This window comes from Burkholderia sp. AU16482 (genome assembly GCF_002223285.1).
GTDB lineage: Bacteria > Pseudomonadota > Gammaproteobacteria > Burkholderiales > Burkholderiaceae > Burkholderia > Burkholderia semiarida.
Genome location: NZ_NKEY01000004.1, coordinates 870,334 through 886,204, shown reverse-complemented (window position 1 = coordinate 886,204; position 15,871 = coordinate 870,334). Strand labels below are relative to the sequence as shown.

Annotated in this window: 14 protein-coding genes; 7 read left to right on the top strand and 7 right to left on the bottom strand. The window is 67.5% G+C overall.

Going from position 1 to position 15,871, the window contains the following annotated elements; genetic code table 11:
- The first annotated feature begins 124 nt into the window (after positions 1-124).
- The 7 genes from CFB35_RS15820 to CFB35_RS15790 all read left to right on the top strand — a co-directional run bounded on the left by CFB35_RS15820 (position 125) and on the right by CFB35_RS15790 (position 6,946).
- Positions 125-871 (top strand): YoaK family protein, encoded by a 747-nt coding sequence (locus CFB35_RS15820; protein ID WP_089465220.1) that lies wholly within the window; start codon positions 125-127, stop codon positions 869-871.
- Positions 872-1,282: 411 nt separating this feature from the next.
- Entirely contained in the window at positions 1,283-2,404 is a 1,122-nt protein-coding gene (locus CFB35_RS15815) for a porin (RefSeq protein WP_059642415.1), read from the top strand.
- Positions 2,405-2,778: 374 nt separating this feature from the next.
- Positions 2,779-3,003 (top strand): hypothetical protein, encoded by a 225-nt coding sequence (locus CFB35_RS15810; RefSeq protein WP_060966962.1) that lies wholly within the window; start codon positions 2,779-2,781, stop codon positions 3,001-3,003.
- 234 nt (positions 3,004-3,237) lie between these two features.
- Positions 3,238-4,593: a glutathione-disulfide reductase gene (gene gor, locus CFB35_RS15805; RefSeq protein WP_089465219.1), complete on the top strand. Its 1,356-nt coding sequence runs from the start codon at positions 3,238-3,240 to the stop codon at positions 4,591-4,593.
- Between the two features lie 477 nt (positions 4,594-5,070).
- Positions 5,071-5,742, top strand: a complete 672-nt coding sequence (locus CFB35_RS15800; protein ID WP_185716591.1) for a CsgG/HfaB family protein — start codon at positions 5,071-5,073, stop codon at positions 5,740-5,742.
- An 80-nt stretch (positions 5,743-5,822) separates the two neighbouring features.
- Positions 5,823-6,266, top strand: a complete 444-nt coding sequence (locus CFB35_RS15795; protein ID WP_059583873.1) for a DUF4810 domain-containing protein — start codon at positions 5,823-5,825, stop codon at positions 6,264-6,266.
- Between the two features lie 14 nt (positions 6,267-6,280).
- Complete coding sequence (locus CFB35_RS15790; RefSeq protein WP_059583871.1) at positions 6,281-6,946, top strand: DUF799 domain-containing protein; 666 nt, start codon at positions 6,281-6,283, stop codon at positions 6,944-6,946.
- 147 nt (positions 6,947-7,093) lie between these two features.
- Here the strand turns inward: CFB35_RS15790 and CFB35_RS15785 are convergent, their stop codons facing one another.
- The 7 genes from CFB35_RS15785 to CFB35_RS15755 all read right to left on the bottom strand — a co-directional run bounded on the left by CFB35_RS15785 (position 7,094) and on the right by CFB35_RS15755 (position 15,819).
- Positions 7,094-8,395, bottom strand: coding sequence for an FAD-binding oxidoreductase (locus tag CFB35_RS15785; protein ID WP_059583870.1), 1,302 nt, complete (start codon positions 8,393-8,395; stop codon positions 7,094-7,096).
- Between the two features lie 25 nt (positions 8,396-8,420).
- Positions 8,421-9,725 (bottom strand): FAD-binding oxidoreductase, encoded by a 1,305-nt coding sequence (locus tag CFB35_RS15780; protein WP_089465301.1) that lies wholly within the window; start codon positions 9,723-9,725, stop codon positions 8,421-8,423.
- 98 nt (positions 9,726-9,823) lie between these two features.
- Positions 9,824-11,413 (bottom strand): DUF3138 family protein, encoded by a 1,590-nt coding sequence (locus tag CFB35_RS15775; RefSeq protein ID WP_089465218.1) that lies wholly within the window; start codon positions 11,411-11,413, stop codon positions 9,824-9,826.
- 116 nt (positions 11,414-11,529) lie between these two features.
- A complete protein-coding gene (locus CFB35_RS15770; protein WP_059583866.1) occupies positions 11,530-12,369 on the bottom strand; it encodes an ABC transporter permease subunit in 840 nt (279 codons plus the stop codon).
- Positions 12,366-13,352, bottom strand: a complete 987-nt coding sequence (locus CFB35_RS15765; RefSeq protein WP_089465217.1) for an ABC transporter permease subunit — start codon at positions 13,350-13,352, stop codon at positions 12,366-12,368. Before CFB35_RS15765 ends, CFB35_RS15770 begins: the two co-directional genes overlap by 4 nt.
- A gap of 10 nt (positions 13,353-13,362) precedes the next feature.
- Positions 13,363-14,517, bottom strand: coding sequence for an ABC transporter ATP-binding protein (locus CFB35_RS15760; RefSeq protein ID WP_012329376.1), 1,155 nt, complete (start codon positions 14,515-14,517; stop codon positions 13,363-13,365).
- A 186-nt stretch (positions 14,518-14,703) separates the two neighbouring features.
- Positions 14,704-15,819 (bottom strand): polyamine ABC transporter substrate-binding protein, encoded by a 1,116-nt coding sequence (locus tag CFB35_RS15755; protein WP_089465216.1) that lies wholly within the window; start codon positions 15,817-15,819, stop codon positions 14,704-14,706.
- Positions 15,820-15,871 lie beyond the last annotated feature (52 nt).

The window sequence follows — 15,871 nt, the reverse complement described above, 5'->3', positions numbered from 1 at the left end:
CGTGGCGCACGTTATATTGGCGCACGGCAGGCGGCGAAGCCCGGCCGCGCAGTGCCGGCGGCGCGCCGCGCCTGCCGGCACGACCGACATTCGCGCCGCCCGCCGCGCACACCACGGAGGATCGATGGATCTCGACGGCGCCAGCCGCAATCTCACTGTCGCCGCATTGCTGACGCTGTCCGGCGGCTATCTCGACGCGTACACCTACGTCGGCCACGGCCACGTGTTCGCGAACACGATGACCGGCAACGTCGCGCTGCTCGGCATCAACCTGTCGGCCGGCGAATGGGCCGCCGCGCTGCACCACGTGCCGCCGCTCGGCGGCTTCGTGCTCGCGGTATTCGTCGCGCATCTGTTCGGCCTCGCCGCGCGGCGCGGCTGGATGCGCCAGACGGCGTTCGTGAGCCTGATCGTCGAGATCGCGTTTCTCGGCGTCGCCGCGAGCGGCCTCGTCGGTGCGTCGAGCGCATGGCTGATTCCGGGCATCTCGTTCGTCGCGACGTTGCAGACGCTGTCGTTCACGCATCTCGAGGAACTGTCGTACACGTCGGTGATGACGACCGGCAATCTGCGGCGTGCCGCGCAGAAGCTGTTCGTCGGGCTGATCCCGCGCTACGACGCCGGCGCATTGCACGACTCGGCGCTGCTCGCGACGATCAGTTTCTGTTTCCTGGCCGGCGCGGTGGTCGGCGGCCTCGTGACGCGGCTCGTGCCGGACATCGCGCTGTGGGGCGCGGTGCTGCTGCTCGTCGGTGCGTTCGCGGAGATCGTGCGGCGGGCGTGGCGGCGCGCGGGGAACGGCAGTGCGGGTAGCGAGGACGGTGACGGCGACGCGGGCACCGGCAGCGACGGGGCGACGCAAACGGCCTGACGGTAAGCGGCGGGCGACAGGCAGCAGGCAGCAGGCAGCAGGCGGCGGCGGCGGGCGGCAATCGGCAAGCAGCGGACAGCAAGCGGCAGCAAGCGCAACGATTTCGCCGGCTCTTTCGCCGCAATCCGCGTGACCGCACCGCACCATCGTCGAGCCTCGCAGTGCCGTACTCGCCCGCCGGCGCCGCCGCGCACCGCCACCTCCCGTCCACCCACCGCGCGAGCCAGGCCCCGCGCGGGAAACGTTGCTCCCGGACGACAATCGCGCGCTTGCCGCGTATTTCAATTTCTTTCAGCGTTCGCACTCGTCTTATGATTCAGCCCACATCGCGCGCGCCATGAACGTGTGCGATCGCCACCCGGCTGCGCACGCGGCCGGTCACGAATGGAGACACCTAAAAAAGGAACGCTCATGAAGCAGACCACCCGACTCGCCGCTATCGCAGGGGGCGCGGCGCTGGCCTTCGCCAGCCAGTACGCAGCAGCACAAAGCTCGGTCACGCTGTGGGGCGTCGCCGACGCCAGCATTCGTTACCTGACCAACGCCAACGCCAAGAACGACGGCCTGCTGTCGATGAGCAACGGCGCGATCACGAACAGCCGCTTCGGCATCTACGGCACGGAAGACCTCGGCGGCGGCCTGAAGGCCGTGTTCAACCTCGAGAGCGGCGTGAACCTGCAGAACGGCGCATTCGCCGACAGCGGCCGCCTGTTCAACCGCGCGGCGTACGTCGGCCTGCAGAGCCCGTACGGCACGGTGACCCTCGGCCGCCAGAAGACGCCGCTGTTCGACCTGCTGGCGGACACCTACGATCCCCTGACCGTCGGCAACTACCTCGAAAACGCGTGGCTGCCGGTCGCCCTCGGCGGCGGCCTGTATGCGGACAACCAGATCAAGTACACGGGCAAGTTCGCGGGCCTGACCGCGAAGGCGATGTACTCGACCGGCACCAACTACGAATCGACTGGCGCCGGCGGCTTCTCGGGCCAGATTCCGGGCTCGCTCGGCAAGGGCAATGCATGGGGCGTGTCGCTGTCGTACGTGATGGGCCCGCTCAGCATCGCGGCCGGCGCGCAGCAGAACAGCGACAACTCGGCGCGCAAGCAGACGATCTACCACGCGAACGTCGTGTACGCGTTCAGCAAGGCGAAGATCTACGCGGGCTACCTGCGCTCGAAGGACGACACGGGCTTCGTCGACAGCCTGCTCGCGCAGCAGTCGATCCCGGTCGCGAAGGGCACGGGCCGCATCGACGACGGTCCGTTCGCGGGCGTGAGCTGGCAGGTCAGCGCGCCGCTGACGCTGACGGGCGCGTTCTACTACGACCACATGCGCAATGCGATGACCACGAACGGCACGCTCGCGAGCGGCAACCGCTACGCGATCGTCGGCATCGCCGAGTACGCGCTGAGCAAGCGCACCGAAATCTACGGCACCGTCGACTTCAACAAGACGAACGGCGCGGCGAACGTCGAGCTGCCTGGCCGTAGCAACCAGACCGGCATCGCGATCGGCCTGCGCAATATCTTCTGACGAACGTCGGAAAATGCATGCGCCGGCTTCGTCCGGCGTGCATCGAAGAGGCTCCGCGGAGCCTCTTTTTTTTCGTCGCGCGACCTTCATGCGCGCGTTCGACTATTCGGCGAACGCTCCATTGCGGCGGTCCCGCGCCGTAAGCGATCCGTCGGCAATCCAGAACACACTTTTACAGTCCGCGCGCGGGCTTTCCGCTACGCTGCGTGCATCGCGCGCGGCATGCCGTCCGGCGTGCGCGTGCGTCGTTCCGATCGCGCTCCGCGAGCGCGGCCGGCCCGGTGCGTAACTTGTGTATCCGGCGATGACAAACGCGGTTCGCCGGTTTCTTTCGTGGGACGATGCGCTCACGATTTTCTTGAAAGGGGATGACGATGGGTATCCTGAACGTCGTGGGTGAAATCGCCGGCGCAGTGGCCGCCGTCGAAGGCGTGGAAAAGCTGGACCCGGATGCGGGCCTGCTGACCAAGGCGGCCGCGGCCGTCGCCGGCTTCAAGGGCGCCGAGGCGATCGAAGGCATGCTCGAGAAGAAGGACGAGCAGCCGCGGCAGGCAGACGATACGCAGGCGACGGACGGCAGCGACACGTCGCAGGCATGAGCATGGCGGCCGGTCCGGCCGCGGGCGCGCCCTTCGCGCGCCCGGGCCGGCCGGTGCCGCGCAACCGGCAGGTCGGGCATGCGGTCGATCGGTGACGCATGGCACAACCGCCAGCCGGTTTGACCGGCGAGAGGCATCGTCTCTCGCCGTTTTTTATCGGGCGCGCGCCATGCGCCGCACGAATCCCCGAATCTTGCTATCGTGCCCCCATCCGAACTGCGATGAGGGAATGCGATGGATTTCGACTACGACCTGTTCGTCATCGGCGCCGGCTCGGGCGGCGTGAGGCTCGCGCGCGTGTCCGCGTCATACGGCGCACGCGTCGGCATAGCGGAAGAAGAGCAGATCGGCGGCACCTGCGTGCTGCGCGGCTGCATCCCGAAGAAGCTGCTCGTCTACGCGTCGCACTACCCGCACGAAGTCGACGACGCGAAGGGCTTCGGCTGGACTTTCGGCGCCGGCACGCTCGACTGGCCCGCGCTGATCGCCGCGAAGGATCGCGAGATCAACCGCTTGAGCGACATCTACATCAGCCTGCTGCGGCAATCCGGCGTTGACATGCACGCCGGCCGCGCGACGCTCGTCGATGCGCACACGGTCGCGGTCGGTGCGCGCACGATCCGTGCGCGCCACATCGCGATCGCGACCGGCTCGCGTCCGGTGCTGCCGCCGCGGCCCGGCATCGAACACGCGATCACGTCGCGCGAGGCGCTGTCGCTCGCGACGTGCCCCAAGCGCATCGCGGTGGTCGGCGGCGGCTATATCGCGGTCGAGTTCGCGGGCATCTTCAACGGTTTCGGCAGTCACGTCGACGTGTTCTATCGCGGCGAAAAAATCCTCCGCGGCTTCGACGACGACGTGCGCCAGTTCCTGACCGACGAGATGACGAAGCAGGGCGTCACGATTCACCCGCGCGCGGTGATCGAATCGATCGAGCGCGCGAGCGACGGCACGCTGTTCGTGCGCGTCGGCGACGCGCGGCACGGGCCGTACGATCAGGTGCTCTATGCGACGGGGCGCGTGCCGAACGTCGACGGGATCGGGCTCGAGCAGGCGGGCATCCTGCTCGATGCGCGCGGCGCGATCGCCGTCGATGCGTATTCGGCGACGTCGGTGCCGTCGGTCCACGCGATCGGCGACGTCACGTCGCGGCCGCAGCTCACGCCGGTCGCGACGCGCGACGCCGGCTTGCTCGCGCGCACGCTGTTCGGCGGCTCGCGCGTGGCGGTCGACCACGCATACGTGCCGTCGGCCGTGTTCAGCCAGCCGGAGGTCGCGACGGTCGGCCTGACCGAGGCCGATGCGCGTCACGCGCACGGCGACGTCGATATCTACCGCACGTCGTTCAAGGCGCTGCGTCACACGCTGTCGGGCCGTGACGAGCGCACGCTGATGAAGCTCGTCGTCGCGCGCGACAGCCAGCGCGTGGTCGGCGCGCACATGGTCGGCCGCGATGCGGGCGAGATCATCCAGGGCATCGCGATCGCGATTCGCGCGGGCGCGACGAAGGCGCAGTTCGACGACACGATCGGCATTCATCCGACCGCGGCCGAGGAATTCGTGACGATGCGGCAGAAGGTGGCCGACTAGGGCGTGAACACGCGCCGGGACGCACCGGCGCGCCGGCTCGCGGGGCCGCCGTGCGCGTTTCGCCCATGCTCGGTCGGCGCGTCGTATATCACGCGCTGGCCGACGATTCGGAAAGCACGTCCATTCTTCTCAAGAAATACCGTCTCAATAATCAGGCTTGGTATGATCGACAAAAATCATATACGGGGCCGATCATGCGCGAACAACAGCGCAGTAACCAGAATCATCGCGTAGCGGGCGCACGTGGGAGCGCCGATTCATGCGCCGCGCGTTCGCATCTTGCCGCGACCGATCCGTTGCGCGCATTTTCTCTTCGCATGCCGCCCTCTCCGTCGCCGTCCGGGCGATGAAGTCGCGCGCGCCGAAGCACGCCCAGGCCGTTTCGATCACCGCATCAACCGCCGGCTCTTCAGTCAGCCTGTGAGCCGGCATGCCCGTTCCGGGCCATCTTTCCACGCAAGGAGACCAGCAGTGAACATTCAGACACGACGCACCGTCCTCGTGGCGGCCGCGGTCGTCGCGGCGCTGTCCGGCTGCGCGACCGAATCGTCGCGCACGCTCGACGTGCCGGCCGTCAGCAGCGCGCAGAAGCCGTACGCGGGCAAGCCCGTCGCGATTGCCGTCGGCAAGTTCGACAACCGTTCGAGCTACATGCGCGGCATCTTCTCCGACGGCATCGACCGCCTCGGCGGACAGGCGAAGACGATCCTCGTCACGCGCCTGCAGCAGAGCCGCCGCTTCAACGTGCTCGATCGCGAGAACCTCGACGAGATCAAGCAGGAAGCGGGCTTCATGAAGAAGGCGCAGGCCGTGAAGGGAGCGAACTACGTCGTCACCGGCGACGTGACCGAGTTCGGCCGCAAGGACGTCGGCGATCATCAGCTGTTCGGCATTCTCGGCCGCGGCAAGACGCAGGTCGCGTACGCGAAGGTCAACCTGAACATCGTCGACACGACCACGTCGGAAGTCGTCGCATCGAGCCAGGGCGCGGGCGAGTTCAGCCTGTCGAACCGCGAGGTGATCGGCTTCGGCGGCACGGCCGGCTACGACTCGACGCTCAACGGCAAGGTGCTGGATCTCGCGATCCAGGAAGCCGTGAACCATCTGGCGGAGCAGGTCGACGCCGGCGCATTGAAGGTCGCGCAGTAAGCGTCGCAACCCGCCGCAGCGGGCGCCGGGGCCGGCGCCGCGCTCGACCGATTCAACACGACATCACAAGAGAAAAGACCATGAAACGGGGTAACTGGCTGCCGGCGACGGCCGCCGCCTTGCTGCTCGCCGGCTGCGCGAGCTCCACGCCGCCGCTCTATCAGTGGACCGGCTATCAGCCGCAAGTGTACGAATACTTCAAGGGGCAGAAGTCGCCGCAGGAGCAGATCGACGCGCTCGAAAAAGCGCTGCAGGAGATTCGCGGCAAGGGCCATACGCCGCCGCCGGGCTTCCACGCGCATCTGGGGATGCTGTACGCGAGCATCGGCAGCGAGCAGCAGGCCGAACAGGAACTGCAGGCCGAGAAACAGCTGTTTCCGGAGTCCGCGACCTACATGGATTTCCTGCTGAAGAAGAAAACCGGTGCGCCGAAGGCCGCTGACCCGAAGGCGGCCGGCCAGAAGGCGGTCGACCAGACGGTCGCCGGCCAGAAGAACGCCGATCCGACCACCGCCAAACAGTGAGCGACGCACCCGCCATGTTCAAGACACTCTCATTCAAGCTGCTGTCCGTGCTGTCGCTCGTCGCGCTGCTGAGCGCGTGCGCGCAACCGGTGAAACGGCCCGACTACACGGCGTTCAAGAAGAGCCAGCCGCGCTCGATCCTCGTGCTGCCGCCGCTCAACGAGACGTCCGACGTGGGCGCGACCTACGGGCTGCTGTCGCAAATGACGCTGCCGCTCGCCGAGTCCGGCTATTACGTCGTGCCGGTCGCCGTGATGGACGAGACGTTCAAGCAGAACGGCCTGACCAACCCGGCCGAGATCCAGGAGACATCGCCCGCGAAGCTGCGCGAGATCTTCGGCGCGGACGCCGCGCTGTATTCGAAGGTGTCGCAGTACGGCACCGTCTACCGGGTTCTCGCGAGCGCGACGGTCGTGTCGGCATCGGCGAAGCTCGTCGACCTGCGTACCGGCGACGTGCTGTGGCAGGGCCGCGCGAGCGCGAGCAGCGACGAAGGCAACAACAACGGCGGCGGCAGCCTGATCGGCATGCTCGTGGTGGCCGCGGTCAAGCAGATCGCGAACACGCTGATGGACCAGAGCCACGACGTTGCGGCGTACACCAGCACGCGACTGCTGTCGGCCGGTCCGCCGAACGGGCTGCTGTACGGTCCGCATTCGCCGAAGTACGGCACGGACTGAGCGGCGCAGGGCGCGCGGGCGCTTCATGCGCCCGCCGTGCCGACAGCATGCAATCCAGCCGAACGGCTGCACCATGTGCGCGCGCGGTGTGTTTGCCGCGTTTTCGCGCTCACGGCCGTATCGCAATGCAGTGCCGCGCAATCACGCTCAATGCACGCCGAACGCATCCAGCAGCCGGTACCAGCTCATCGCGAGCACCAGTGCCGGCGTGCGCAGCGCCTCGCCGCCGGGGAAGTCGCGATGCCGGATCTTGTCGAACAGGTCGAAGCGGCTCGCCTGTCCGTCGATCGCTTCGGCGATCAGCTTGCCCGCAAGCGCGGTCGTGTTCACGCCGTGCCCTGAAAACCCCTGCGCGAAGTACGTCGTCGGCGTGATGCGGCCGAAATGCGGCGCACGGTTCATCGTGATGTCGACGAAGCCGCCCCACGCATAATCGACCTTCACGTCCGCGAGCTGCGGGAACGTCTTCAGCATGTCCGCGCGCATCGCCGCGGCGAGATCGCGCGGCTCGCGCGTCGAATAGCTGACCTTGCCGCCCCACACGAGCCGCGTGTCCGGCGCCGGCCGGAAATAGTCGAGCACGAAGCGGCTGTCGCAGATCGCCGCGCGCGCGGGCATCAGCGCGTCGGCGCGCGCCTGGCCGAGCGGCTCGGTCGCGATCACGTAGGTGCCGACCGGCATGATCTTCCTCGCCAGCGCGGGCGCGAGCGTGCCGACGTACGTATTGCACGCGAGCACGACGAAGCGCGCACGCACGTTGCCGCCGCTCGTCTCGACGACGTGGCCGCCGGACACGTCGCGCACGCGCGTCACGCAGCTGTCCTCGTGAATGCGCACGCCGGCTTCGGTTGCCGCCCGCGCGAGGCCGAGCGTGTAGTTCAGCGGATGGAGGTGGCCGCTGTCCGGGTCGTACAGGCCGCCGCGATAGCGTTCGGACTGCACGTAGTCGCCGAGCGCGTCGGCTTCGACGAAGTGGAAGCGGTCGTAGCCGAAGCGCTTCGCGGCTTCGTCGCGCCACCGCTTCAGCGCATCGGCGTCGCGCTCGGTGTTGGCCGCGGTCAGGTAGCCGGGCATCAGCGCGCAGTCGATGCCGTGCCGCGCGATGCGCGACTTCACGAGCGACAGCGTTTCGAGCCCCATGTCCCAGATGCGCTTCACGTCGCCTTCCGGCATGAATCGCGCGAACGTGTCGATGTCGCACGCGAAGCCGCCGATCAACTGGCCGCCGTTGCGGCCGCTCGCCGCCCATCCGACCCGCGACGCTTCGAGCACGGTCACCGAATGGCCGCGCTCGGCGAGGTTGAGCGCGGCGGACAGGCCCGTGAGGCCCGCGCCGATCACGCACACGTCGGCGTCGGTCGTGCCGGCGAGCGGCGCGTGGCGGGTCGTATCGTTGGCGGTCGCCGCGTAGTACGACGCGACGTGCGGCTGGTTGGCGAATGTCTGCATGATAGGAAGCGCGGAGTGAAAGGGCTCAGAACAGCTCGCGTACGCGGTGGTACAGCATGCCGAGCTCGAGCGCGGGCTGCCGCCATGCGTCGCCGCCGGGAAAGCGCCGGTGACGCAGGCGCGCGAACAGGTCGAACGCGCGCGTGTCGCCCGCGATCGCACCCGCGACCGCGCGCCCGGCGATGCCGGAGAGCGCGACGCCGTGCCCGCTGAAGCCCTGGACGTAGAAGAAGTTCGGATCGATCGCGCCGAAATCCGGCGCGCGGTTGCGCGTGACGTCGACGAAGCCGCCCCACGCGTGCTCGACGCGCACGCCGCCGAGCTGCGGGAACACGCCGACCATGCGCTGCCGGATCGCTTCGGCGAGCGCGGCGGGCGATGCGCCGGCCGAATTCGCGCGGCCGCCGAACAGCATCCGGTGGTCGGCCGACAGGCGGAAGTAGTCGAGGAAGAAATTGTTGTCGCACACGGCTTCGCGTCGGGCGATCAGCGCGTCGGCGCGCGCGCGGCCGAGCGGCTCGGTCGCGATGATGTACGACGCGATCGGCGCGATGCGCGCGGCGGTCGCCGCCGGCAGCACGCCGCCGGGGCCCGCGTTGCAGCACGACACGACGAAGCGGCAGCGCACCTCGCCCGACGGCGTGCGCACGACGGGCCGCGCGCCGCGCACGACGTCGAGCGCGGGCGTGTGCGCATACAGCGCGACGCCCTCGCGGCGCGCGGCATCGGCGAGCCCGAGGCAGTACTTGAGCGGATGCAGATGGCCCGACAGCGGATCGTGCACGCCGGCCAGATAGCGCGTCGATGCAATGCGCGCCTGGATCTCACCGGTATCGAGCCACGCGAGCGACGGATGGCCCCAGCGCGACGTCGCGGCGTTCATCCACGCACGCAGGTCGTCGATGCGGCGCGGCTTCGTCGCGACCGTCAGGTAGCCGCGCGTGAAGTCGCAGTCGATTCCGTAGCGCGCGATGCGCTCGGCGATCAGCGCGACGCCGTCGAGCGACAGCGACCACGCGGCGCGTGCGCCGTCGGCGCCGAGCTGCCGCTCGATCGCTTCGTCTTTCGCGAAGCCCGTGATCGCCTGGCCGCCGTTGCGGCCCGATGCGCCCCAGCCGGGCCGGTGCGCATCGATCACGGCGACGGACAGCCCGCGCGCGCGACAGTCGAGCGCCGTCGACAGGCCCGCGAAGCCGGCGCCGATCACGCACACGTCGACGTCGATCGCCGCTTCGAGCGTCGGATCGTCCGCCGCGGGCCGCGCGGCGGTTGCTTCGTAGTACGAGTCGCGCGCGAGCGCATCGGCGCGGCGGGTGAAAGACTGCGTCATGAAACCGACTCCCTCGACAAGGCCGCGCGCTGCGCGCGGCCACCCAAAAAACGGCGCGGGACGCCGTGCGTGCGGCACGGCGCCCCGCGCGTGCCGCATCAGAACGAATAGATGAACTGCGTCGCGAGCAGGTCGTTGGACTTGCCGTACGATCCGTCGTTGCGCAGGAACACCTTGTTGTTCGCCCAGTCGTGCCGGTATTCGACCTTCACGGTGATCTGCTGGGTCGGATAGAACAGCAGGTCGAGCGCGACGTCCTGGCGCACCGCGCCCTTGCACTCGAAGCCCAGGCCGCCGCCGGCCTTCGACATCGCGAGGCAGTCCGCGTCGACGCCGAAGCCGTTGCTCGGGTCCATCCCGTTGCCGTTCAGCGCGATGCCGCCGCCGCCGCCGCCGTTCTTCGAGTTCGCGAGCAGGTCGTAGCGCAGCGTCACGCCCATGCGGCCGACCACCGGCGCGTTGAACTTGCGGTGCGCGAGCAGCGACAGCCCGTACCACTGCGCGAGCCCGCCGTTGAACGCCGCATGCTGCTGCCGGCCGTAGTCGACTTCGGCGTTGTACTGGACGTCGGCGAGCGTGTAGGTCGCGTCGAGTTCGCCGAAGAAGAACGAACCGTAGCCGCTCGGCGCCGCGCCGCCCGGGCCGTAGTGGACGTTGCCCTGATCGTCGATCGCGCTCGCCAGCGTCTGCCGCCCGATGTTGAACGAGCCGCCGATGTCGAGCGCGCTCGACCACGTGTAGTCCGCGCGCGCGGTGAAGGTCGGCACCTTGTTGCTGGTGGTGATCGGATCGCCGAGCGCGTTGGTGCCCGTCTGCGTGACCGAACCGTACGTGCGGTACTGCTCGTTGCCGAGGAAGAACTTCCACGCCCAGGCGCCCTTCGTGTAGTTCGCGCCGACACCGACGTAGCTGCCCGGATCGGAGAAATCGTACAGCAGGTTGTGCGTGAGCGTGAGCATCTGGTTCGACTGCTGCACCTCGTAGCCGCCGAAGCTCGGGATCAGGCCGGCCACCAGCGTGGTCGACGCGGTGATCGGCACGTTGACGACCGCCGTGTTCAGCAGGTTGTCGGTGATCGAGCCGCGCGAGTTCTGCAGCAGCGTGATGCCGTTGCCGCGGTTCGGCATCAGCGTGATCTCGGCCGACGGCGCCATCGGGCCGACGCCGAACGTCTTCTTGATGTCGAGGTAGAGATCGCCGAACGTGCTGTTGAAATAGTTGTACGCGTTCTCGTGGTTCGCGAACAGGAACGACGACGTGCCGGCCGCGCGGTTGTAGACGTAGGTCGGATCGATGTAGCCGGTGACCGACAGGCCGGCGAGCGGGCCGGTGTTGGCCGCGTCGGTCAGCGAGTCGACCTTCAACTGCTGGTTCGCGATCTGCTGCTTCATTTCGCTGACCTCGTCGTTGGTCAGCATGGCGCGCGCGCGGCCGTAATCCGGCGAGCCCGGATCGGCCGCGACCGCGACGGCGCTGCCGCCGCCGGCCATGCCGCCGCTCGCGCCGGACGCCGCGACGGCCGCCGCGCCGCCCGGCTTCGCGGCGAGCTGCGCCTGCATTGCCTTCATCTGTTTCTGCAGCGCCGCGACCTGCGCCTGCAGCGCCTTGATTTCGGCGGATGTCGAACCGGCCAGCGCGACGCCCGGCAACGCGCCGGCCACCAGCAGGCAGATCAGTTTCTTCTTCATTGCGGATTCTCCTAGTCGTGCGCCTGTCAAATCGGGATCGAATCGCGCGCCCCCCCTGGGGCAGCGCGTGTTGCTTGTCTGCAGTGCTTGTTATCGTCGAAGCGGGCGGCGGGCCGTCAGGCCGCCGCGAACGCCGCCTTCAAGTCGGCCATCCGGCGCCGCTCGCGCGCGATCATCATCCGGTTCACGACGATCACGCCGATCGTCACGGCCGTGATGAACAGCGTCGCCAGCGCATTCATCTCGGGGTTCAAGCCCAGCCGCACGCGCGAGAACACCACCAGCGGCAGCGTCGTCGAGCCGGGCCCGGACAGGAACGCCGACAGCACCAGATCGTCGATCGACAGCGTGAACGACAGCAGCCACCCCGACAGCAGCGCTTGCGAGATCAGCGGCAGCGTCACCACGAAGAACACCTTCAGCGGCGTCGCGCCGAGATCCAGCGCGGCCTCCTCGAGCGACTTGTTCATCTCCTTCACGCGCGACTGCACGATGATCGCCACGTACGACACGCACAACATCACGTGGCCGATCCAGATCGTCACCATCCCGCGCCCCTTCGGCCAGCCGAACATCTGCTCGAGCGCGACGAACAGCAACAGCAGCGAGATTCCCTGGATCACCTCCGGAATCACCAGCGGCGCGTTGATCATCCCCGTGTACAGCGTGAAGCCCTTGAAACGGCCGAAGCGCGCGAGCACGAAGCCCGCCCACGTGCCGATCACGACCGACGCGGTGGCCGTCAGGAGACCGATCTTCAGCGACAGCCACGCGGAGTTGAGCAGCTCGTCGTCGTCCAGCAGCGCCGCGTACCATTTCAGCGAGAAGCCCGACCACACCGTCACCAGCTTCGATTCGTTGAACGAGTACACGACGAGGCTGATGATCGGGATGTACAGGAACAGGAAGCCGAAGGCGAGCACGCCCGTCGACAGCGGTTTGTTCGGCTTGATCATTTCGCGTCTCCCAGTTCCTTGACCTGGTAGTACTGGAACAGCGCCATCGGCACCAGTAACAGCAGCACCATCGCGACCGTCACCGCGGACGCCATCGGCCAGTCCATGTTGTTGAAGAATTCATCCCACATCACGCGGCCGATCATCAGCGTGTCGGCGCCGCCGAGCAGCTCCGGGATCACGTACTCGCCCACCGCCGGGATGAACACCAGCAGGCTGCCGGCGATGATCCCGTTCTTCGACAGCGGCAGCGTGATGCGCGTGAACGCGACCCACGGCTTCGCACCGAGGTCGTACGCGGCCTCGAGCAGCGTCAGGTCCATCTTCACGAGGTGCGCGTAGAGCGGCATCACCATGAACGGCAGGTACGAATAGACCATCCCGATGTAGACGCCCGCATCGGTGTGATAGAGCCGCAGCGGCGTGTGGATGATGCCGAGCGCGATCAGCGTGTGGTTCAGCAGGCCGTCGTCCTTCAGGATGCCGATCCATGCGTACACGCGGATCAGGAACGACGTCCAGAACGGCAGCATCACGGCCATCATCAGCACGTTGCGGCGGTTCGGCTCCGAGCGCGCGATGTAGTACGCCATCGGGTAACCGATCAGCAGGCACAGCACCGTCGACACGGCGGCCATCTTCAGCGAGCTGAGGTAGGTCGCGATGTACAGGTCGTCCTGCAGCAGGAACGCGTAGTGCGACAGTTGCAGCGCGAAGTGCACGACGCCGTCCTTGATCTCGACGAGCGACGTGTACGGCGGGATGCCCATCACCTGGTCGGCGAAGCTGATCTTCAGCACCAGCACGAACGGCAGCGCGAAGAACACGGCCAGCCACAGGAACGGCACGCCGATCGCGACGGTGCGGCCCGACGGAAGCAAGCGCGACAGCGCGGCGAAGCGGCCCGGGCGGGCGCGGCCCGCGCCGGTGCGCGCGGCGCCGGTCGACACCGGCGCGGAAGGCGTGGAAGCGGAGGTTCTCATCGCGGCGTCCTCACTGCGTCAGCACGACGCCGCTGGCCGGCGACCACGACACGAACACGTCGTCGTTCCACGCCGGCGCGCCGTCGTTCATCAGGTGCGAGCTCGACAGGTTCGACACCACCGTCTTGCCGCTCGGCAGGCGCACGTGATACAGCGAATAGCTGCCCATGTACGCGATGTCGGTGACGACGCCGCGCGCCCAGTTGTGCTTCGAGCCCGGCTTCTCGCGCGACACGTGAATGCGCTCCGGACGCACCGAGATGCCGACCGGCATCCCGAGCGGGCCGGTCACGCCGTGGCTCACGTACATGCGGGTTTCGAGGTCGTCGCTCTCGACGAAGATGTGATCGGGCTCGTCCTCGACCACGCGCCCTTCGAACAGGTTCGTCGAGCCGATGAATTCGGCCGAGAAGCGGCTGTTCGGGTATTCGTAGACCTCGCCGGGCGAGCCGATCTGCACGATCTTGCCTTCGCTCATCACCGCGAGGCGGCTCGCCATCGTCATCGCTTCTTCCTGATCGTGCGTGACCATCACGCAGGTCACGTCGACCTTCTCGATGATGTTCACGAGTTCGAGCTGGGTCTTCTGGCGGATCTTCTTGTCGAGCGCGGACATCGGCTCGTCGAGCAGCAGCAGCTTCGGGCGCTTGACCAGCGAACGCGCGAGCGCGACGCGCTGCTGCTGGCCGCCCGACAGCTGATGCGGCTTGCGCTTCGCGTACTTGCTCATCTGCACGAGCGCGAGCGCATCGGCCACGCGCTCCCTGATCTCGTTCTTCGGCGTGCCTTCCTGCTTCAGGCCGAACGCGACGTTCGACTCGACCGTCATGTGCGGGAACAGCGCGTACGACTGGAACATCATGTTGACCGGGCGGCGGTACGGCGGCAGCGACGCGAGATCCTCGCCGTCGACGAAGATCTTGCCCGAGGTGGCCGTTTCCAGCCCGGCGAGCATGCGCAGCAGCGTGGACTTGCCGCAGCCCGAGCTGCCGAGCAGCGCGAACAGCTCGTTCTTCGCGATCGTCAGGTTCACGTTGTCGACGGCCGTGCTGTCGCCGAATTTCTTCACGACGTTTTCGATGCGCACGAATGCATCGTTCTGCGTACGGGGCGCGGCGGCCGGTTGGGTCTGGCGTGCGGCAGCGGAAGAGGGTATCGATTGCATGGGAGTCACCATTCGTTCTTCACGGATTGCAGGCGTGAGCGTCCCCGCGCGAGGCGCGCAACGCGACTCGCGAGCAACGGCTCGTGCCGGATGGAACAGCGCGCGGGGCGCGCGGGCGGACGGACGTCCGCGGATCTCAGGCGCGCAGGCGTACCGCGATGCCTGCGCCGCCGCGATGCATGGCGGTCAGTGGCCCGTCTTCAACTGCGCCCACAGACGGTTCTCGAGGCGCAGGATGTCGGCCGGCATCGGCTTCATCAGCACCATCTTCTTCAGCACGTCTTCGGGCGGGTAGACGGTCGGGTCCTGCGCGACGGCCGGCGTGACGAACGGGTGTGCGGCCTTGTTCGCGGTCGGGTAGAACACCGTGTTGGTGATCGCCGCGTTGACCTTCGGGTCGGAAACGTAGTTGATCCACTTCATCGCGGCTTCGGGGTGCGGCGCATCCTTCGGGACCACCATCACGTCGAACCACAGCAGGCCGCCTTCCTTCGGGTTCGCGAACTTGATGTCGTACGAGCGCTTCGCCTCGGCCGAGCGGCGGTGCGCGATGCCGACGTCGCCCGACCAGCCGAGCACGACGCACACGTCGTTGTTCGCGAGGTCGTTGATGTAGCCGGACGAATTGAACTGGGTGATGTACGGGCGGACTTTCTTCAGGACCTCGAACGCAGCCTGGTAATCGGCCGGGTTCTTGCTGTTCGGATCCTTGCCCATGTACTGCAGCGTGGCGGCGAACACGTCCACGGCCTGGTCGAGGAACGACACGCCGCAGCTCTTCAGCTTTTCCATGTTGGCCGGGTCGAACACCAGCGCCCAGCTGTCGACCGGCGCCTTGTCGCCGAGCGCCTTCTTCACCGCCTGAGCGTTGTAGCCGATGCCGTCCGTGCCGTACGCCCAGGGCACGCCGTACTGGTTGCCGGGGTCGGCGTCGGCGATCATCTTCATCAGCAGCGGGTCGAGATTCGCGAGGTTCGGGATCTTCGACTTGTCGAGCTTCTGGTACACGCCGGCCTGGATCTGCTTGGCCATGTAGTTCGACGTCGGCACGACGATGTCGTAGCCCGAGCTGCCGGCCAGCAGCTTCGCCTGAAGCGTGTCGTCGCTGTCGTAGTTGTCGTACTTGACGTGGATACCCGTCTGCTTCTGGAAGTTCGGGATCGTGTCCGGCGCGATGTAGTCGGACCAGTTGTAGACGTTCAGGTCCTCGGCATGGGCCGACGGGCTGGCGACCGACGTGAACGCGGCCACTGCGGCAAGGGCCGCGATGGAACAGGCTTGGCGAAGTAAGCAGGCACGCATGGTGGAATTCCCCTGGATGATGGCGGCGTGCGGCGCCCGCCGCACGCCTGTA